Raw genomic sequence first — 17,517 nt, forward strand, 5'->3', positions numbered from 1 at the left:
GTGCTGGCGGCGCGCGTTGCGGTACTGGCCGGGGGCGGCGCCCCGCGCGCCCAAGGCCGACGACGCCGCGCCCGCCGCCAAGCCCGTCACGCCCTCTGGAACACCGACGTGACCCAGGACGCCTCCCAAGAAGAAGGCCAGCAAGAGACCTTCATCTCCCACCTGGTCGAATTGCGCACTCGCCTGCTGCGCGCCGTCGGCGCCGTCGTGGCCGTGTTCATCGTATTGTTCATCTACCCCGGCGCGTCCGCCATCTATGACGTGCTGGCCGCGCCCATGCTGGCTTCGCTGCCCGAAGGCACCCGCATGATCGCCACGGGCGTCATCACGCCGTTCATGGTGCCGGTCAAGGTCACGATGATGGCCGCCTTCATCGTGGCGCTGCCGGTCGTGCTGTACCAGGCCTGGGCTTTCGTCGCGCCCGGCCTGTACCGGCACGAAAAACGCCTGGCGCTGCCGCTGATCATCTCAAGCACGTTCCTGTTCATCGCGGGCATGGCATTTTGCTATTTCGTGGTGTTCCGCACGGTCTTCCACTTCATCGCCACCTTCGCACCGCAATCCATCACGCCGGCGCCGGACATCGAGGCCTACCTGAGCTTCGTCATGACGATGTTCATGGCCTTCGGCATCACGTTCGAGGTGCCCGTGGCCGTGGTGCTGCTGGTGAAGACGGGCATTGTCGAATTGTCCAAGCTGCGCGCCGCGCGCGGCTATGTCGTGGTCGGCGCCTTCATCATCGCCGCGGTGGTCACGCCGCCCGACGTGGTCAGCCAATTCATGTTGGCGGTGCCGCTGTGCCTGCTCTATGAAGTGGGCCTGATCTGCGCCCGGATGGTGTCGCCCAAACCAGACGCGGCCCCGGCCGACGACGCCACGGATTCCCTGACCGAACGGCACTGATCCCGCCGCTGGCGTGGATGGCCGGGCAAGATAGGACTGATTGACTCTTGCCCGCACATGCCTGCAATCCTACATTGCAGGTATGTCGCTTGCCCAAAGGCTGCGCGCCCTGATGCGGTGGCGCGGCATCCACAGCCAGAATCAACTGGCACGCATCTCCCGCGTGCCGCAATCCTGCATCCATCGCATTCTTACCCGCGAAGACCGCTACTCGCCGTCCCGCGGTACGCTGCTACGCCTGGCCGTCGCGCTTGAAACCAGCGTGCCGTGGCTGACGGACGGCGTGCTCAGCGGCACCGAACCCGGTCCCCACGGCGTGCCCTCCAGCACGGGCGTGCTGCCCGTCATGCCGGCCACCGCGCCCGTGATCGACGGCTACTGCGCTGAAATCTGCGCCCTGCTGCGCCAGCAACCCGACAGCACCAAAAAAACCGTGCTGTCGATGGTGCGGCTGTTGGTGGAGGGCGCCGCGCACGTCCCTTGAAGGGCTAGCGGGGCTTTCCGGGCCGCGTGCCCACCACGACGGACACGTCCTGCGGCTTGCCCGCGCGCAAAATGCCCAGCGTCGCGCGCTGGCCGGGAGGCTGTTGCGCGATTTCCGACAGCAACTGGGCCGTGTCGGCCATGGGTTTGCCATTGACCGACTGCACGATGTCGCCCACGCGCAGGCCACCGCGCGCCGCCGGACCGTCTCGCATCACGCCCGCGATGATCGCGCCTTTCGCGTCGGCGCCCAGCCCGAAGGCGCGAGCCAGTTCGGGCGTGACATCCTGCGGCTCCACGCCCAGCCAGCCGCGCTTGACGCCGCCAGTCTTGACGATGTCGTCCATGACCTTGCGCGCGATCTCGATAGGCGTGGCGAAGCCGATGCCCATCGACCCGCCCGATTCCGAATAGATGGCCGTGTTGATGCCGACCAGATTGCCTTCGGCGTCCACCAGCGCGCCCCCCGAGTTACCCGGGTTGATCGCGGCGTCGGTCTGGATGAAATTCTCGTACGTGTTCAGGCCCAGCCCATTGCGGCCCAGCGCCGACACGATGCCCTGGGTGGTGGTCTGCCCCACGCCGAACGGGTTGCCGATGGCCAGCACCACGTCGCCCACGCGCAAGCCTCGGTCGGCTGCCAACGTGGCCGCGGGCAAGGCGCGCAACGTGCTCAGCTTCAACACGGCCAGATCGGTATCGGGGTCCGCGCCCACGACCTTGGCGGTATCGCGGCGGCCGTCGGCCAACGCGACCTCGATGGCGTCCGCCGCCTGCACCACGTGGTAGTTCGTCAGCACATGGCCGTCCTGGTTCACGATGACGCCGGACCCCAGGCTGGTCGTGGCCTGCCGCCGGCTGACGCCCGGCATCTGGCCGAATAGCTGGCGCAGCACGGGATCGTCGGGCAGCGGGATCAGCGGCACGTTGACGTGCTTGGTGGTGTAGACGTTCACGACGGACGGCGCCGCGCGAGCGACGCCGTCGGCATAGGACACCGGCCCGACGCCGCTGCCCGCAGGCGGGCGTGGTGCGCCGGCCGCCGCCACGGCAGGCGGCGCGGCCCCCGGGCCGGCCAGACGCAGCAGGTCGGGCCGCAGGGTGGTGACCACGAATAGAATAGCCAGGCAGACCGTGACGGCCTGAGCGAATATCAGCCAATATCGGCGCATGATTTTGATAGGACGAGCAATGAAAAAAGTGGACTCCCACGTGCTGGCCAGCTGGCTGGACGACACCTTGCAAGCCGCCCGCTTCAAGGACTACTGCCCCAACGGCTTGCAAGTGGAGGGCCGATCCGAAGTCGGACACATTATCACCGGTGTCACCGCCAGCGAAGCCCTGCTGCGCACGGCGGTCGAACGCGGGGCCGACGCGGTGCTGGTGCATCACGGCTGGATGTGGCGCAACGAAGACCGCCGCGTCATCGGCACCCGCCGCACGCGCATGGCGCTGGCCCTGAAGAACGACCTGAACCTGTACGCCTACCACTTGCCGCTGGATGCGCACCCGACGCTGGGCAACAACGCGCAACTGGCCCGGGTGCTGGGCCTGACGCCGGCGCGCCGGGACGACGGCTCGCCGCTCACCTGTGGCCAGGACAACCTGGTCTGGCTGGGCCAGGCCCCCGGCCTGCAAACGCTTGCGCAACTAGGCGCGCGTGTGGCCGAACGCCTGGGCCGCCAACCCCTGGTCGTGGGCGACCCGGACCAGCCCGTGTCGCGCGTGGCCTGGTGCACGGGCGGCGCGCAAGGCATGCTGGCCGACGCGGTGGACGCGGGCGCCAGCGCCTACATCACCGGCGAGGTGTCGGAATCCACCGTGCACCTGGCGCGTGAGACCGGCGTGGGTTTCATCGCCGCCGGCCATCACGCAACCGAGCGCTATGGCGCAGAAGCGCTGGGCCAGGCCGTGGCCGAACGCTTCGGGATCAAGGTCGAATTCGTCGACATCGACAACCCGGCATAGAACACGCTGCCCACGACCTCCCATCCGCCCCCGAAAGGGGGCGTTTTCATTTCACGATGCCGCCGCCACGTGCGCCAGGCACTCCGCGAATCGGCCGGACCCGGCTCCGGGAAAACCAGAGGGTCTGATCAAACCCGCGCCTGTGCGTCGCGTCTGGTCAATCGCGGTTCTCTCCCTGTCAATTCTGGCTGACGGCCCCCGCCCTAGCATTCCATGCAGTTGCCCGTCGCCGGCCCCCTCCCGGCCGGGCCTCCTACGGAGCCACTGCATGCTGACCCTCTACGACCACCCGAGCTCTGGCAACTGCTACAAGGTCCGCCTATTTCTTGCCCTCATCGGCAAGGCCTGCCAAAGCACCTTTGTCGACGTGCTGGCCCGCAAGAACCAGACCGCGGCGTTCGAGCGCATCAGCGCCTTTCAGCAGGTCCCCGCGATGACCGATGGCGACATCACCGTCTGGGACAGCCACGCCATCCTGCTGCACCTTGCGCACCACTACGCGCCCGAGTGGCTGGCGCCTTTGCCCCGCATCGGCGCCATGCACGCCTGGCTATCGGTATCCGCCAACGAAATCGCAAACAGCCTGCAACCGCTGCGCTTGACCCGCGTGGTGAGCCACGCCGAGGCCGCCCACCACCTGGGCGTGAGTGAGGCGCTGCTCGACATCCCGGGCATGCAAGCCCGCACGGACCGCGTCCTGCGCGGCATGGACAAGCGCCTTTCGGAACATAGGTGGCTGGCCGGTGCCGACGCGCCCACCGTGGCCGACATCGCCTGCTACGGCTACGCGGCGCTGGCCGAAGAAGCCGCCATCGACGTCGCCGCCTATCCCGCCATGGCGGCATGGCGCGAACGCATACGGCAGTTGCCGGGATACGTGACGCCAGGCACCTGAACCTGGCGCGCAACGACACAAAACCATTACGACAAGACAAGAGGAAACCACATGGACGCCATACCCGCCGCGCAGCCTGCTGCCCGATCACACAAGAAACCGAACCTGTTCCGGGTCGCCGTCGCGACCGTCATCGGCACCGCGGTGGAGGCCTTCGACTTCCTCGCCTACGGAACCGCCGCGGCCCTGGTTTTCAACAAGATCTTCTTTCCGCAATTCGATCCGGTGACTGGCACGCTGGCGGCCTTTGGCGCATTCGCCAGCGGCATGCTGGCGCGTCCCATCGGCGGCATCCTGTTCGGCCACTTCGGCGATCGCGTCGGCCGCAAATCCATGCTGACGCTGAGCCTGCTGCTGATGGGCCTGTGCACCGTGCTCATCGGCCTGCTGCCGACCTACGAACAGATCGGCATCTCGGCCGCCGTGCTGCTGGTGGTGCTGCGCATCGGCCAGGGGCTGTCGTTCGGCGGAGAAATGGGCGGCGCCATGCTGATGGCGGTCGAGCATGCGCCGCCAAAGTGGAAGGCGTTCTTCGGCAGCCTGCCGCTGGTGGGTGCGCCCTTGGGCATCCTGTTGTCGGTGGGGTCCTTCGCGCTGGTGACGCGGCTGCCGGAAGAAGACTTTCTGTCCTGGGGCTGGCGCCTGCCGTTCCTGGCCAGCGCCGTACTCATTGTCGTGGGCCTGTTCATCCGCCACGGCATCGACGAATCCCCCGAGTTCGAGCGCGTCAAGCGCGAGCGCGCGCAGGCCAGGCAACCGCTGGAAGACAAAATGCCCCTGCGTGAGCTGCTGCGCGCGCACGGCAAATCGCTCTTGCTGTGCATCGGCTGCAAGATTGCCGAAGTCACGCTGATCTACACCTTCCTGGTGTTCTCGGTGTCCTACGCCGTGTCCAAGCTGGGCTTCAGCCGCGCCGACGCGCTGCACGCCTTGCTCTACGGCGCTGGCGTGCTGATGTTCACCATTCCACTGTTCGGCATGCTGGCCGATCGCATCGGAGCCCGCCGGGTCTGCGGCTGGGGCGGCATGATCCTGGGGCTCATGGCCATTCCCATCTTTCTCGCGGTGGGCAGCGGCTCGCTGCTGGCATACAGCCTTGCCGTCTTCGTCGCCATGGCCTTCAACTACGCGATCATGATCGCCCCTCAGTCCAGCCTCTACAGCGCCCAGTTCCCTGCCGAGCTGCGCTATTCCGGGCTGTCCATCGGGGTCCAGTTCTCGGCGGCCATCGGCGGCGGGCTGGCGCCGTTGATTTCGGCCACGCTGGTCCAGAAGTTCGACAGCATTGTTCCCGTCGGCGTCTACCTGGCGGTTCTGGGTATCGTTGCCGGCACCTCGGCGTTTCTCATGAAACCCACGCCCCAGGACTTGCGCCGGGGCTGATGCGCGGCACCGGCCGATGAGCGGGCGGCGCGGATCTACGCGCCGCCGCTGCCGCCTCTGGCCGTCTTGCGATACAGCGCGGGCGACATGCCGAAGCGTTCATGGAAACGGCGGATGAAATGGCTGGCGTGCTGAAAACCGCAAGAGGCAGCGATCTCTTTGACCTCGACGTGCGACCGCCGCGGGTCTTCCAGCGCTTCCCTGGCCAGTTGCAGCCGGCGTTCGCGCACATAGCTCGTGTATTGCAGCGAACGCGTCTTGAACAACCGATGCACCCAGCGCGTCGTGACGCGCAGCACGTCCGCCACCGCCTGCACCGACAGCTCCGGATCCGTGATGTGGGCATCGATGTAGCTCGCCAGCACCTGCCAGTTGTCCGCAGGCGCCCGCGCATCGCCCGGTATCTTCTCCAACGCCTGGCTGGTGTATATCGAAGCCAACAGCGCAAGCAGCGCCTGCTCGGCAAACAGCGACGACGTAGGATTGGACTCCACCTTGTCGAAGAACACGTGATGCAAGCAGCGATGGGCAGTCTGCACCATCGGCAAACCGGCCGCGCCACGTTGCGCGGTGAACTGGGACATCGCCAAGCTGTGCGCGCCGAGCAGGCGCGACAACGGCCCCTTCACCACCACGATCCGCGAATCGGTGTACATCCGGATGTCGGAGGGCAGTGCGGTCGTGCGGAAAATGATGTCTCCCGGTTCCAGCGGCAGGGTGGCGTCATTCTGGACAATGACGCCATGCCCGGCGATCACGAAGCTCGCCAGGAACTCCGCATGGTCCAGATCGGCCGCATGCTCGGCGCGGTGGTGCACGCTTATCGGCGTGGACTCCAGGCTGACCACCAGTCCGCCCGCGCGCAGCCGGCAGGCCTGCAATTGCAGCCGGGGCTGTTCCGTCAACGCCCGGAACTCTCCCGGCAGGACCAGCTTGTCCAGCTCGCGCTCATAGCCGGCGATCTCCTGCGCGTAGAACGGCCGGAACTGGGGCGCAAAGTTGAGATCCGCCTCGGAACAGGCGGGCCGGGCGGGTCGATTCACGGTCGGGCTGGCGCTTGGCATGTTCGAAGCTCTCTGTCGGGCCGGCCACCCCGGGCCGGGAAGTGCATGCCGTCCTGTCGCATTGAGTCAACCCGCGTTCGTGATCGGTCAATCGCAGGCCGTGGAGGCGGGCGTGTAATTGAGCCATTATCCCCAAGGAGACCCCATGCTGGAAAAACAAGCCCATGCCGACGCCTTCTTTGCGCGCTCCGCGAACAAGCTCGACTTCGGAAACTGGGACGAGAAGGAAAAAGTGGCGCTAAGCTGCCGCATTCTCGCCAGCGAAGGCCATTCGGAAACCCTGGCCGGCCAGATCACGGTGCGCAACGCCGACGGCACGTTCCTGACCACGCCCATGGCCCAGGCGTTCGACGAAATCGTGCCGTCCTCGGTCATCCGCATCAACGACGGCATGGAAGTGCTTGATGGCGGGGGCACGCCCAACCCCGCCGTGCGCTTTCATTTCTGGGTGTATCGCCAGCGCCCCGACGTGCAATGCATCATCCACACGCACCCGCCGCATGTCTCGACGCTGTCGATGACGGGCCAGCCGCTGGTCGTCGCGCACATGGACGCCACGCCGTTCCACAACGATTGCGCCCATCTGAAGGAATGGCCCGGGCTGCCCATCGCCGATCAGGAAGGCGAGATCATTTCGGCGGCGCTGGGCGACAAGCGCTGCATCCTGCTGGCCAACCATGGTTTCCTGGCCGCCGGATCGTGCGTGGAAGAAGCGCTGTACCTGTCGGTGCTGATCGAACGCGCGGCCCGCAATCAGCTGCTGGCCGCCGCCGCGTACGGCGAAGTGAAACCGGTGAATGACGAGCTGGCCGCCGAATCGCACGACTTCCTGCTAAAGCCCAGCATCGTGCACGCAAGCTTCGCCATGTTCGCGCGTCGCGTCGAACGGCAAATGGCAGCGGACTAGGGCAAACGAGAGACAACAAGCAGCGGATCGTTCTGCGGGGGCCGGCGTGCGCGAAAACACGCGGACCCCGCGCCGGCGGGAACGTCCGCCAGCCGCGGCCCGGATCCGTGCGGATCACGAGCTTGCGGCAAGCAGCGAATCAGGGCTTTTTGAGCAGATCGCGGATTTCGCGCAGCAGCGCCACGTCTTCGGGCGTCGCGGCCGGTGCGGCCGGCGCTTCCTCGGCCTTGGTGCGCGCCTTGTAGATGGCCTTGACCATCCAGAAGATCACGAACGCCAACAGCACGAAGTTGATGATGATGGTGACGAAATTACCCCACGCGAAGACGTTTGCGCCGGCCTTGGTCAGGTCGGCATACGTCATGGGGCCGTTGTAGCCGGCGGGCATGGATAGCACCAGGAACTTGTTCGAAAAGTCGACCGAGCCGCCAAGGATGAAGTTGACCAGCGGCATGACGATGTCTTTCACCAGCGAGTCGACGATTCTGCCGAACGCCGCACCGATAATGACACCCACTGCCAAGTCAACCGCATTGCCTTTTACCGCGAAATCTCGGAATTCTTTGACGAAACCAGTCGCTTTGCTCATAAAAGCACTCCCTTCGTGATACGCCCATCAGTGGGCTGGCGCTATAATACGCGGTTGCTATGTTGTTACATATTCCCGCGAACCCGATGCCGCAGAAGTGATGCTACTCGTAGAGCGGGCGCATCAACAAGGATAGGAAGATGAGTCAGGATACGCTGGTGCACGATGATGACGGTGCGGTTGATCCCAACCTGCCACCTGATCCTTCGCGACGTTTCTGGGTTACCACCGCCTGTGCCGTGGGTGGCGTAGCAGGTGTCGCAACGGCATTGCCGCTTGTGAGCACATTTTCTCCCTCTGAAAAGGCCCGCGCGGCCGGGGCCCCTGTAGAAGTGGATATCGGCGACATCCCCGTCGGCACCATGAAGACAGTGGAATGGCGTGGGAAGCCGGTGTGGATCATTCACCGTTCTCCCGAACAGCTCGCCTCCCTGAAAACGCTGGACCCTTTACTGGCCGACCCTGATTCCAAGCGGCCTGGCTTCACTCCCAAATACGCCGAAAACGAGGCTCGTTCGCGCAAGCCCGAGATCTTCGTCTGTGTCGGCATCTGTACGCACCTGGGCTGCTCGCCCACCTCGCACTTCGAAACGGGCGGCGGTGGCGGCATGGGCGCCAATTGGCAAGGCGGATTCCTCTGTCCCTGCCACGGCTCCACGTTCGACTTGGCCGGCCGGGTCTACAAGAACAAGCCCGCCCCCGACAACCTCGAAGTACCGCCTTACCAATATCTCAGCGACACCCGCATCATCGTGGGCGTCGATGAAGACAACAAGGCCTGACGCTCGCGTCGCGCTTTTTTCCCGAATTACGTAAGTAAAACAAATACGCCACGTATTAGAGAAGGAGCCGTTACATGGCTGGCGAGAAAACCGTCGAGACGACAGGCCTGTTGGGCTGGCTGGACCGGCGCTTTCCGGTGACATCCACCTGGAAAGCCCATCTGTCCGAGTACTACGCACCGAAGAATTTCAACTTTTGGTATTTCTTTGGCTCCTTGGCCTTATTGGTCCTGGTGCTGCAGATCGTGACCGGCATTTTCCTGGTCATGCATTACAAGCCGGACGCTGAACGCGCGTTCCAGTCCGTCGAATACATCATGCGCGAGGTCCCATGGGGCTGGCTGGTGCGCTACATGCACTCCACCGGCGCGTCGATGTTCTTCGTCGTCGTGTACCTGCACATGCTGCGCGGGCTGCTTTACGGTTCCTACCGCAAGCCGCGCGAGCTCGTGTGGATCTTCGGCGTGGCGATTTTCCTCTGTCTGATGGCCGAAGCTTTCTTCGGCTACCTGCTCCCGTGGGGCCAGATGTCGTATTGGGGCGCCCAGGTGATCGTGAACCTGTTCGCGGCCATTCCGTTCATCGGCCCTGAACTGTCGATCTGGATCCGCGGCGACTACGTCGTGTCGGACGCCACCCTGAACCGCTTCTTCGCCTTCCACGTCATCGCGATTCCGCTGGTGCTGGTCGGCCTGGTGGCGGCCCACCTGGTGGCGCTGCACGAAGTCGGCTCGAACAACCCGGACGGCATCGAGATCAAGCAGGGGCCGAAAGACAAGTACGGCCGGCCGAAGGATGGCATCCCGTTCCACCCGTTCTACTCGGTGCATGACCTGATGGGCGTGGCGGGCTTCCTGCTCGTGTTCGCCTTCATCGTGTTCTTCGCGCCGGAAATGGGCGGGTACTTCCTGGAGTTCAACAACTTCATCCCCGCCGACTCGCTGAAGACGCCGCCGCACATCGCGCCGGTCTGGTACTTCACGCCGTTCTACTCGATGCTTCGCGCCACCACCGACGAATTCACGTGGGTACTGGCAGGCGCATCGGTGCTGGGCGCCATCGCGTTGCTCGTCAAGAGCAACCTGAAGGGCATCCTGCGCGTGGCCATCCCCGGCATCCTGATCGTCGTGGCCGTGCTGCTGCGCGTGATCGACGCCAAGTTCTGGGGTGTGGTCGCCATGGGCGGCACGGTCGTCATCCTGTTCTTCCTGCCGTGGCTGGACCATTCGCCGGTCAAGTCCATCCGCTACCGCCCCACGTGGCACAAGTGGATCTACGGCATCTTCATGGTCAACTTCCTGGTGCTTGGCTACATCGGTACGCAGCCGCCCAGTCCGCCGTTGAACATCACGTCGCAAATCGGCACGCTGCTGTACCTGGCATTTTTCTTCCTGATGCCGGTCTGGAGCCGCCTTGGCACTTTCAAGCCCGTGCCCGAGCGCGTTACGTTCCACGCCCACTGAGCCCCACCAGATAACGGACTAACCATGATCAAGAAGCTGATTGGTGCCGTGGCCTTGATGCTCACGTGTACCGCCGCATTCGCCGCCGAAGGCGGGTTCCCGCTCGACAAGGCGCCGTATCGCGTCAACGACATGGCGTCGCTGCAAAACGGCGCCAAGCTGTTCGTCAACTACTGCCTGAACTGTCATAGCGCATCGTCGATGCGCTATAACAAGCTGAAGGACATCGGGCTGACCGACCAGCAAATCAAGGAAAGCCTGCTGTTCACCGGCGAAAAGGTGGGCGACATGATGACGGTCGCCATGTCGCCCAAGGACGCCAAGAAGTGGTTTGGCACGACGCCCCCGGACCTGTCCGTGATCGCGCGCGCCAAATCGGTCAACGCCGGCCCGTCCGGCGCCGACTACATCTACACCTACCTGCGCACTTTCTACCGCGATTCGTCGCGCGCCACCGGTTGGAACAACCTGGTTTTCCCGGCCGTGGGCATGCCCCATGCGCTCTGGGAACTCCAGGGTCCGCGCGAGCTGACGACCGTGGCCATGCACGAAGTGGAAGTCAAGGACGCCAAGGAAGGCGCACCCAAAACCTGGGAACGCGTCACGACGGTGTACGATGCTCAAGGTTTTTCCACGGTCAAGGCCGAACCGGTAGCTGATTACCACGGCCATGCCACCTTTGATGCCAAATTTAAGGCCGCCAACCCGGCCCAAGTCGCAACATACGACAACGACGTCGCAGACCTGACCGCGTTCATGTCCTGGATGGCCGAGCCCGTCCAGACGTTACGCGTCCGTATCGGCGTCGGTGTCATGTTGTTCCTGCTGTTGTTCTTCCTGGTTACGTGGCGCTTGAACGCTTCGTACTGGAAGCACGTGCGCTAACCGCAACGCCCCGCCAGGCATGAAAGCCGTCCCCCTTTAAAAAAGGGACAGCAGTGGCGGATAGGGCTGTACGCCTATCCCGCCTGGCAATCGGGGCCAGCGCCTGCTAGATTTAGGCGCTGGCCTTTCGTTTTTCATAAAGGACTTACACCATGATGGTGCTCTATTCCGGAACCACGTGTCCGTTTTCGCAACGCTGCCGCTTCGTGTTGTTCGAAAAGGGTATGGATTTCGAGATCCGCGACATCGACCTGTACAACAAGCCCGAAGACATCTCGGTGATGAACCCGTACGGTCAAGTGCCCATTCTGGTCGAACGCGACCTGGTTCTGTACGAGTCGAACATCATCAACGAGTACATCGACGAGCGCTTCCCGCACCCGCAGCTGATGCCCGCCGACCCGGTCATGCGCGCCCGCACCCGTCTGTTCCTCTACAACTTCGAGAAAGAACTGTTCGTTCACGTCTCGACGCTGGAAGACCGCAGCGCCAAGCCGGACGAGAAGAAGCTGGCCCATGCCCGCCAGAACATCCGCGACCGCCTGGCCCAGCTGGCTCCCATGCTGCTGAAGAACAAGTACATGCTGGGTGAAGAATTCTCCATGCTGGACGTGGCCGTGGCTCCGCTCCTGTGGCGCCTGGATCACTACGGCATCGAACTGCCCAAGAACGCGGCCCCGCTGCAAAAGTACGCCGAACGCATCTTCTCGCGTCCGGCCTACATCGAAGCGCTGACGCCTTCGGAAAAAGTGATGCGTCGTTAAGGCTGGTTGTGTGATGGGTGAAACTTCGACCAAACCGTATCTGATCCGCGCGCTGCATGAATGGTGCACCGACAACGGCTACACGCCGTACATCACCGTGCAGGTCGACGAGCACACCATGGTGCCCGTCGCGCATGTCCGTGACGGTCAGATCACACTGAACGTGGGCACGCTGGCCACCAACCGTCTGGTGCTGGGCAATGAATTCATCGAATTCCAGGCCCGCTTCAGCGGCGTGACCGAAAACGTCTACGTCCCCGTCGGCGCCGTCAGCGCCATCTACGCGCGCGAAACCGGCGCCGGCATGGGCTTCGAAGTGCAGCCCTACGAACCGCCGGCGGCGGGTGCGCAAGGCGCGGCGGATGCCGACGCACCTGAAAGCACCGACGCCGACGTGGCGCCTGGCGACGACGGCGGCGATGACGACGAACCCAAGCGTCCGCGCCTGACCATCGTCAAATAACCGCTGCAACGCGGGGACGGCGCGCCCGGCGCAATGTCCCCGCCATTTCAGACGGATTCCCGCTTTCTGTGCATGGCAGGATGTTCATCCTGCCCGCGCAGGGCGTTTTGCTGCGCGACGTTTACGTGCGCTTCCAAACCGCATAGCGGGGGTGATCCGCTGCAATGGAGAACGCGGTGTGGCGGCGCACATGGGCCGTACACGGCGCCGGCGTTTTTTCATTACAATGCAGTCCCTGCGCGTGCCCTGGCACGCCGTGCCGGTGTAGCTCAGTTGGTAGAGCAGCTCACTTGTAATGAGAAGGTCGAGGGTTCGATTCCTTTCACCGGCACCAGGAATATCGCATCGCATCCAGCGAAGTGCATCCAGCAAAATGCGCCCAACAAAAAGCCCAACCATCCGGTTGGGCTTTTTGCTTTTACACGGGCTTGAACACGGCCGAGTCCGGCCTCAGGGCAATCAGCCCAGCGGGGGCAGCATGCTGAACAGCAGCACCATGATCAGGCCCACCACGGACACGATCGACTGCACCACCGAGATCGTCCTGGTGGCTTCGCCCATCGTCATGCCGAAGGATTCCTTCACCATCCAGAAACCAGCGTGGTTGGCGTAGTTGAAGAACAACGAACCGCAACCGATCGACAGCGCCAGCAGCGGCAGGTTCAACATCGGGTCGGCGCCCGCCAGCGGCGCCAGCAGGCCGGCCGCGCCCACGATGCCGACCGTGGCCGAGCCGGTGGACACCGACAGCAGCATGGCGATCAGCCAGCCCAGGATCAACGGCGGGAAGGCGAACTGGTGCGTCAGGTGGACGATGGCGTCGCCGACCTTGGCGCTGGTCAGCACCTGCTGGAAGGCCCCGCCACCGGCGATGATCAGCATGATGCCGGCGATGGGCTTCAGGCTTTGGCCCAGCGCCTCGCGCAGCTTTTCCGCGTCGCCGCGGCGCATGAACACCAGCGTCACGGCGGCAAACAGCACGCCCAGCAGCATGGCGACCACCGGGTTGCCCAGGAAGGCAGCCACGTGCAGCCCGCTGGACCCCTTGGGCAGCAGCATTTCGGCCAAGGCATGCACCAGCATCAGCAGCGCGGGAAGCAGGGCCGCCAGGATCCCCAGGCCCACGCTGGGCGCGCCGTTGCCGGCGGCGGCTTCGCGGGGGGTGGTGAACTGCTCAAGCAGGGCTTCGTCCGGCCGGGTCGTCATGCGCCGGGCGATGAACGCGCCATACAGCGGGCCGCCGAAGACCATGGCGGGCAGCGCGGCGATGAAGCCGTAGATCATGGTCGGGCCGACGGTGGTCTTCAACGTGGCGATCGCCGTCAGCGGGCCCGGGTGCGGGGGAACCATGCCGTGCATGGCCGCCAGCGCGGAAATCACCGGCACGCCCACATACACGTAGGCAGAGCCTTTGAAGCGCTGCTGGCTCTCCAGCTTGCGCGCCACGCTGAAGATCAGCGGCAGCATCACGACCAGGCCCACTTCGAAGAACATCGGGATGCCGATGACGAACGCCACCAGCGTCATGGCCCATGGAATCATGCGGGGCGACGTGTGGCGCAGGATGGCATTGGCCAGGCGTTCGGTGGTGCCCGAGTCCGCCAGAATCTTGCCCAGCATCGCGCCCAGCGCGATCACCACGCCGACGGCGCCCAGGGTCTTGCCCGCACCGTCGGTCAGGTTCTTGACGATGGCCACGGGCTCCATGCCCGTAGCGAAGCCGACGCCGATGGAAACAATCAGCAGCGCCAGCAGCGGGTGCATGCGGATGCGCGAAACAATCAGCGCGACCAGCACCAGGACGCTCACCAGGGCGGTGAGCAGCAATTGAATGTCGAACGATGACATGTATGAACCCAGAAAAAACGAGAGAGGTCGCGAGCCTTCCGGGGGCCATCATAAGGGATCGACCTTACGGCTGCTGTTCGCGAATATCGGACCGAATCCACAGCATCCAATGCAACGGCCACGGCATGATGACTGTAATTCATGCTTCTTCGCTGATATGCGGGCGCGGGGGCGCGCCGGGGATCTAAATAGTCGGATTTCCAGTGGCAGCGACATTCGCCTAAGAATGCTAAATTGGTCCTCGATGATGACGGAGGCTACATGTCTGAACGAGCCATTATCCGAAGAGGAGATCGGACCTCGCACGGCGGGACAGTGGTAGAAGGGCACCCGACCTCGATGCTTCTCGGACGGGAAATCGCCTTGGTGGGGCACAGGGTCATGTGCCCACAATGCAAGGGAGCCTTCCCCATTCTGCCTGACCCGGGACGCAATCATTCCTTCATGGGTAACGACACCGCCGTGGAAGGAATGCGTACCGCATGTGGAGCAGTATTGATTGCCTCGCAGATAGTCGCGCGCATCGGCGAGGCTGAGGGGTTGTCAAATCCCGTTAGCGACCCAACATCGCAGAGCGAAACGCTCTGCCAGGAATGCCTGGAGTCCGCCGCACACACTGCCGCCACGACCGTGGCACGAGGGTAGCAGGGTGACGACTCAAGTAGAGGAATACCTGTTCACTCGTCAGCAGCAGACGACTTATCCCTTGCGACTATACGGCTTGGTTGACGGACTGCTATACGCTGACGTTGCGGCCGATCGAGCGTTGTTCCGCTCCACCTCCTGCGTCGCATTGTTCGACAGAACTCCTGACGAAGCGCTGGCTAATGCTGGTCCTTGGCTGCTTGATTGCTCAGCTGACCGAGATTCTCATATGGCCTCGTTGCGGCGGCTGGGCGATGGCACGATGGGGTGCATCTGGATTGTCAGCGGTTATGCGATAGACGATCTGGCGGCAGCGTTGCGTGAGCGACTAAATGTGCGCCTGCCCAGCGGCTCTACCGCTCTGCTGCGCTACTACGACGCAAGAATCACGGAGGATATTGTCGCACTGCTGACCCCCGCTCAACGTGCCGCGCTCTTCGCGCCCGCTCAGGATTGGCTGGTCCAGCGCAACGGGCACCTCATCAGGATCCATCAGAATCATGCAGCTTGAACTCACGCCAGAGCAGGTCGAGGGCCTCTGCGCGATTGACGCAAAGGGTTTTGTTCAGACCGTCGAGCGCGACATTCTGCGGGACTATCCAGGCCTTCCCGCAGCCCGGCTAACAGAGCGGCTTGCCGCTGCATTGGCACACGCGCGCGCCATGGGAATTGAAGAGGACGCCAATCTGGTTGATTTCCTTCGAACCGAAGCGCTGGTGCCAGGGTTTTACAAGCAGCCCGGCTTGCGCCGCTGGATGGAAAAACCCGGACGCCCGGCGGATCAACGATTTCATGATTTCGTGCAGGTGATGCGCTGGCAGTTGCGCCAGGGCACTGACCAGCAAAAGCCGGAGTAAAGCAACATGCCAGGACCGTTGGTCATTCCCCTAGCAGGTTGGATCGCGGACGCCGTTGCGGCAGCGGTTGCCCGAGCTGCCGCAAGCGCTGCCGCCGGCGCGGTACTGGGCGGCGTTGCCACTTTGCCGGGCGATACGCCGCGGGAGGATGGCGAAGCCAAACCCACTGCCCCTGCGTTGCCAAGAACCGGGGAGCCGTGTAAGAAGTGCCCGCCAGATCTGGGGATGAAAGTTAGGCGCCGGCATGGCGTGAACTGGAACGCCTACGCATACCAAGCTCGGGTTACCGGGTACGGCTACGACACGGAATACTGCCTGTGGAGTGATGAATGGAACTGGAAAGGGGTTGCCCTTGACACCCCCTTCGATATCGACTTTGACGGTTTCATATCGGCGGAGTGCCTGCTGCAGGAGGCCAAAGGCGACTACGATCAGTTCATCGGGGAGGATGGAAAATCCGAGCCGTGGTTCGGGGGCTTCAAAAAAATGTCCGAGATCATCGAGCGACAGGCTTTTGCGGTTCATTCCAATCCACCAACGAAACTCCGTTGGTATTTCCAAACGCCGCACACCAGAGAACGGATGCTGCCCATATTGCAGCGATACCGCGTGAACTCTATTTACTATCCGTGAGAGCAACCTATGCTTATTACTGCTCAATTTAGAGAGCCCGCACTACGTTCGGATGATTTCTTCTCGCAAATAGAAAAGCTATTTCCCATAACCGTAGCGATAGACAAGCAGGCGAAGAACCCTGCCGGATGGTATGCGCAGGGAGATAGCATCGAGGAAGCGTTGCTCTATCCTGTCTTTGATGCCCACACTCCATCGAATGCGATTCTGGCTGTGTTGAAACATCGGTATGCAAAAGATGCAGCAGTGACGCACGTTGCCATATGGAATGGAGCGCAAGAACGCGACGAGGGCATTTCTGTATCGATCCAAGTGGGCAGTGGGTTCTTCCCCAACTCTTTGGATGTTGAGACGATGAACGACGCATTCTTCGGAACTGTTGAAAAAATGGCAGCTGTTACCGAGGTAATTGTCGACGTTCTACAGCCGCAATATGTCTCCGTTCAGCCACAAGCTTATGCCACAAGAAAGGTCTTCGACGACAAGCCTGGCGTGGGCTGGATGCTGTACCTACCGCAAGTAATTACTGCGCAGCAAGTTCCGGAGGCCCAAGCGCTGATCCCCGTCCCCGCTGCGGGAAAGAAGCAGACTGGCACCATCATCGTCAGTGTCGCTGATGAGGTGTTTTCGCTCGACAATCCCCGTCACGTGGAGTCGGCGAACCATATCGAGATGCGCCTGGTAGACCAGGATTTGTTGCCCCGCTACGCTGACCTATAGCTCCTGATGTGTCATGGGTCAGACGCTATGTCGTGGCAAGCGAAATCTCGCCTCAGCCACTATCGGGACTTCGCCTAAGTAATGGCTGAACGGCGACGCGCCATGACCATGGCGCAATGGACCACCAAGCTGGACGACATTCTGCGATTCAACGAGCGCCTCGTGCTGGTTGGCGCAGGAGACATTGCGGCCGACATCGCAAAACAGAAAGCGACGTCAGAATATGAGAACGCACGAGGACGCCCCCGCAGACGCGCCCCCCGCC

21 protein-coding genes and 1 tRNA gene are annotated in these 17,517 nt (G+C 63.2%); 18 read left to right on the top strand and 4 right to left on the bottom strand.

What is annotated here, in order from left to right:
* The first annotated feature begins 108 nt into the window (after positions 1-108).
* Together tatC and CQ050_RS30085 are read left to right on the top strand one after the other, a co-directional pair.
* Positions 109-903: a twin-arginine translocase subunit TatC gene (tatC, locus tag CQ050_RS30080; protein WP_105560489.1), complete on the top strand. Its 795-nt coding sequence runs from the start codon at positions 109-111 to the stop codon at positions 901-903.
* An 82-nt stretch (positions 904-985) separates the two neighbouring features.
* On the top strand, positions 986-1,387 hold the full coding sequence (locus tag CQ050_RS30085) for a helix-turn-helix domain-containing protein (RefSeq protein ID WP_105560490.1): 402 nt from the start codon (positions 986-988) through the stop codon (positions 1,385-1,387).
* A 4-nt stretch (positions 1,388-1,391) separates the two neighbouring features.
* On the opposite strand, the gene CQ050_RS30090 is transcribed toward CQ050_RS30085, so the two are convergent.
* The gene (locus CQ050_RS30090) at positions 1,392-2,558 is read right to left on the bottom strand and encodes a trypsin-like peptidase domain-containing protein (protein WP_105560491.1); all 1,167 of its coding nucleotides are present in this window, start codon (positions 2,556-2,558) and stop codon (positions 1,392-1,394) included.
* Between the two features lie 19 nt (positions 2,559-2,577).
* On the opposite strand from CQ050_RS30090, the gene CQ050_RS30095 reads away from it, so the two are divergent.
* From CQ050_RS30095 to CQ050_RS30105, 3 genes are all read left to right on the top strand, one after another.
* Positions 2,578-3,354, top strand: a complete 777-nt coding sequence (locus tag CQ050_RS30095) for a Nif3-like dinuclear metal center hexameric protein (RefSeq protein WP_105560492.1) — start codon at positions 2,578-2,580, stop codon at positions 3,352-3,354.
* 268 nt (positions 3,355-3,622) lie between these two features.
* Complete coding sequence (locus tag CQ050_RS30100; protein WP_105560493.1) at positions 3,623-4,249, top strand: glutathione S-transferase family protein; 627 nt, start codon at positions 3,623-3,625, stop codon at positions 4,247-4,249.
* Positions 4,250-4,300: 51 nt separating this feature from the next.
* Positions 4,301-5,632: an MFS transporter gene (locus CQ050_RS30105; protein WP_105560494.1), complete on the top strand. Its 1,332-nt coding sequence runs from the start codon at positions 4,301-4,303 to the stop codon at positions 5,630-5,632.
* A 35-nt stretch (positions 5,633-5,667) separates the two neighbouring features.
* Here CQ050_RS30105 and CQ050_RS30110 read toward each other — a convergent pair whose 3' ends face one another.
* Positions 5,668-6,696, bottom strand: a complete 1,029-nt coding sequence (locus tag CQ050_RS30110) for an AraC family transcriptional regulator (protein ID WP_105560495.1) — start codon at positions 6,694-6,696, stop codon at positions 5,668-5,670.
* A 145-nt stretch (positions 6,697-6,841) separates the two neighbouring features.
* Here CQ050_RS30110 and CQ050_RS30115 point away from each other — a divergent pair, with 145 nt between their 5' ends.
* On the top strand, positions 6,842-7,603 hold the full coding sequence (locus tag CQ050_RS30115) for an aldolase (RefSeq protein WP_105560496.1): 762 nt from the start codon (positions 6,842-6,844) through the stop codon (positions 7,601-7,603).
* A gap of 139 nt (positions 7,604-7,742) precedes the next feature.
* Here the strand turns inward: CQ050_RS30115 and mscL are convergent, their stop codons facing one another.
* The gene (gene mscL / locus CQ050_RS30120; protein WP_006224521.1) at positions 7,743-8,192 is read right to left on the bottom strand and encodes a large conductance mechanosensitive channel protein MscL; all 450 of its coding nucleotides are present in this window, start codon (positions 8,190-8,192) and stop codon (positions 7,743-7,745) included.
* 140 nt (positions 8,193-8,332) lie between these two features.
* On the opposite strand from mscL, the gene petA reads away from it, so the two are divergent.
* From petA to CQ050_RS30150, 6 genes are all read left to right on the top strand, one after another.
* Positions 8,333-8,974 (top strand): ubiquinol-cytochrome c reductase iron-sulfur subunit, encoded by a 642-nt coding sequence (gene petA, locus CQ050_RS30125; protein ID WP_105560497.1) that lies wholly within the window; start codon positions 8,333-8,335, stop codon positions 8,972-8,974.
* 74 nt (positions 8,975-9,048) lie between these two features.
* A complete protein-coding gene (locus CQ050_RS30130) occupies positions 9,049-10,437 on the top strand; it encodes a cytochrome bc complex cytochrome b subunit (protein WP_105560498.1) in 1,389 nt (462 codons plus the stop codon).
* Positions 10,438-10,461: 24 nt separating this feature from the next.
* A complete protein-coding gene (locus CQ050_RS30135; protein WP_105560499.1) occupies positions 10,462-11,322 on the top strand; it encodes a cytochrome c1 in 861 nt (286 codons plus the stop codon).
* Between the two features lie 152 nt (positions 11,323-11,474).
* Positions 11,475-12,086 carry a glutathione S-transferase N-terminal domain-containing protein gene (locus CQ050_RS30140; RefSeq protein ID WP_006224517.1) on the top strand — a complete coding sequence of 204 codons (612 nt, stop codon included), beginning with the start codon at positions 11,475-11,477 and terminating at the stop codon, positions 12,084-12,086.
* Positions 12,087-12,099: 13 nt separating this feature from the next.
* Entirely contained in the window at positions 12,100-12,549 is a 450-nt protein-coding gene (locus CQ050_RS30145) for a ClpXP protease specificity-enhancing factor (protein ID WP_105560500.1), read from the top strand.
* Positions 12,550-12,807: 258 nt separating this feature from the next.
* Positions 12,808-12,883 (top strand) — tRNA-Thr (locus tag CQ050_RS30150).
* A 125-nt stretch (positions 12,884-13,008) separates the two neighbouring features.
* Here the strand turns inward: CQ050_RS30150 and CQ050_RS30155 are convergent.
* Positions 13,009-14,397, bottom strand: coding sequence for a GntP family permease (locus CQ050_RS30155; protein WP_105560501.1), 1,389 nt, complete (start codon positions 14,395-14,397; stop codon positions 13,009-13,011).
* A 261-nt stretch (positions 14,398-14,658) separates the two neighbouring features.
* On the opposite strand from CQ050_RS30155, the gene CQ050_RS30160 reads away from it, so the two are divergent.
* The 6 genes from CQ050_RS30160 to rhuM all read left to right on the top strand — a co-directional run.
* Positions 14,659-15,042 carry a PAAR domain-containing protein gene (locus tag CQ050_RS30160; protein ID WP_105560502.1) on the top strand — a complete coding sequence of 128 codons (384 nt, stop codon included), beginning with the start codon at positions 14,659-14,661 and terminating at the stop codon, positions 15,040-15,042.
* Between the two features lie 4 nt (positions 15,043-15,046).
* Positions 15,047-15,553 (top strand): DUF4123 domain-containing protein, encoded by a 507-nt coding sequence (locus CQ050_RS30165; protein WP_105560503.1) that lies wholly within the window; start codon positions 15,047-15,049, stop codon positions 15,551-15,553.
* A complete protein-coding gene (locus tag CQ050_RS30170; protein ID WP_105560504.1) occupies positions 15,543-15,899 on the top strand; it encodes a hypothetical protein in 357 nt (118 codons plus the stop codon). Before CQ050_RS30165 ends, CQ050_RS30170 begins: the two co-directional genes overlap by 11 nt.
* Positions 15,900-15,905: 6 nt before the next feature.
* On the top strand, positions 15,906-16,532 hold the full coding sequence (locus tag CQ050_RS30175; protein WP_105560505.1) for a restriction endonuclease fold toxin 5 domain-containing protein: 627 nt from the start codon (positions 15,906-15,908) through the stop codon (positions 16,530-16,532).
* Positions 16,533-16,541: 9 nt separating this feature from the next.
* Complete coding sequence (locus CQ050_RS30180; RefSeq protein WP_199196964.1) at positions 16,542-17,252, top strand: immunity 52 family protein; 711 nt, start codon at positions 16,542-16,544, stop codon at positions 17,250-17,252.
* An 81-nt stretch (positions 17,253-17,333) separates the two neighbouring features.
* A partial coding sequence (gene rhuM, locus CQ050_RS31225) for a RhuM family protein (protein ID WP_255410209.1) occupies positions 17,334-17,517 on the top strand: 184 nt, incomplete at its 3' end.

The organism is Achromobacter sp. MYb9, assembly GCF_002975275.1.
GTDB lineage: Bacteria > Pseudomonadota > Gammaproteobacteria > Burkholderiales > Burkholderiaceae_B > Achromobacter.

Excerpts from the sequence above, each read along its gene's own strand:
- CQ050_RS30085 (WP_105560490.1), top strand. The coding sequence starts at position 986 with ATGTCGCTTGCCCAAAGGCTGCGCGCCCTGATGCGGTGGCGCGGCATC.
- CQ050_RS30090 (WP_105560491.1), bottom strand. The coding sequence starts at position 2,558 with ATGCGCCGATATTGGCTGATATTCGCTCAGGCCGTCACGGTCTGCCTG.
- CQ050_RS30095 (WP_105560492.1), top strand. The coding sequence starts at position 2,578 with ATGAAAAAAGTGGACTCCCACGTGCTGGCCAGCTGGCTGGACGACACC.
- CQ050_RS30100 (WP_105560493.1), top strand. The coding sequence starts at position 3,623 with ATGCTGACCCTCTACGACCACCCGAGCTCTGGCAACTGCTACAAGGTC.
- CQ050_RS30105 (WP_105560494.1), top strand. The coding sequence starts at position 4,301 with ATGGACGCCATACCCGCCGCGCAGCCTGCTGCCCGATCACACAAGAAA.
- CQ050_RS30110 (WP_105560495.1), bottom strand. The coding sequence starts at position 6,696 with ATGCCAAGCGCCAGCCCGACCGTGAATCGACCCGCCCGGCCCGCCTGT.
- CQ050_RS30115 (WP_105560496.1), top strand. The coding sequence starts at position 6,842 with ATGCTGGAAAAACAAGCCCATGCCGACGCCTTCTTTGCGCGCTCCGCG.
- mscL (WP_006224521.1), bottom strand. The coding sequence starts at position 8,192 with ATGAGCAAAGCGACTGGTTTCGTCAAAGAATTCCGAGATTTCGCGGTA.
- petA (WP_105560497.1), top strand. The coding sequence starts at position 8,333 with ATGAGTCAGGATACGCTGGTGCACGATGATGACGGTGCGGTTGATCCC.
- CQ050_RS30130 (WP_105560498.1), top strand. The coding sequence starts at position 9,049 with ATGGCTGGCGAGAAAACCGTCGAGACGACAGGCCTGTTGGGCTGGCTG.
- CQ050_RS30135 (WP_105560499.1), top strand. The coding sequence starts at position 10,462 with ATGATCAAGAAGCTGATTGGTGCCGTGGCCTTGATGCTCACGTGTACC.
- CQ050_RS30140 (WP_006224517.1), top strand. The coding sequence starts at position 11,475 with ATGATGGTGCTCTATTCCGGAACCACGTGTCCGTTTTCGCAACGCTGC.
- CQ050_RS30145 (WP_105560500.1), top strand. The coding sequence starts at position 12,100 with ATGGGTGAAACTTCGACCAAACCGTATCTGATCCGCGCGCTGCATGAA.
- CQ050_RS30155 (WP_105560501.1), bottom strand. The coding sequence starts at position 14,397 with ATGTCATCGTTCGACATTCAATTGCTGCTCACCGCCCTGGTGAGCGTC.
- CQ050_RS30160 (WP_105560502.1), top strand. The coding sequence starts at position 14,659 with ATGTCTGAACGAGCCATTATCCGAAGAGGAGATCGGACCTCGCACGGC.
- CQ050_RS30170 (WP_105560504.1), top strand. The coding sequence starts at position 15,543 with ATGCAGCTTGAACTCACGCCAGAGCAGGTCGAGGGCCTCTGCGCGATT.
- CQ050_RS30175 (WP_105560505.1), top strand. The coding sequence starts at position 15,906 with ATGCCAGGACCGTTGGTCATTCCCCTAGCAGGTTGGATCGCGGACGCC.
- CQ050_RS30180 (WP_199196964.1), top strand. The coding sequence starts at position 16,542 with ATGCTTATTACTGCTCAATTTAGAGAGCCCGCACTACGTTCGGATGAT.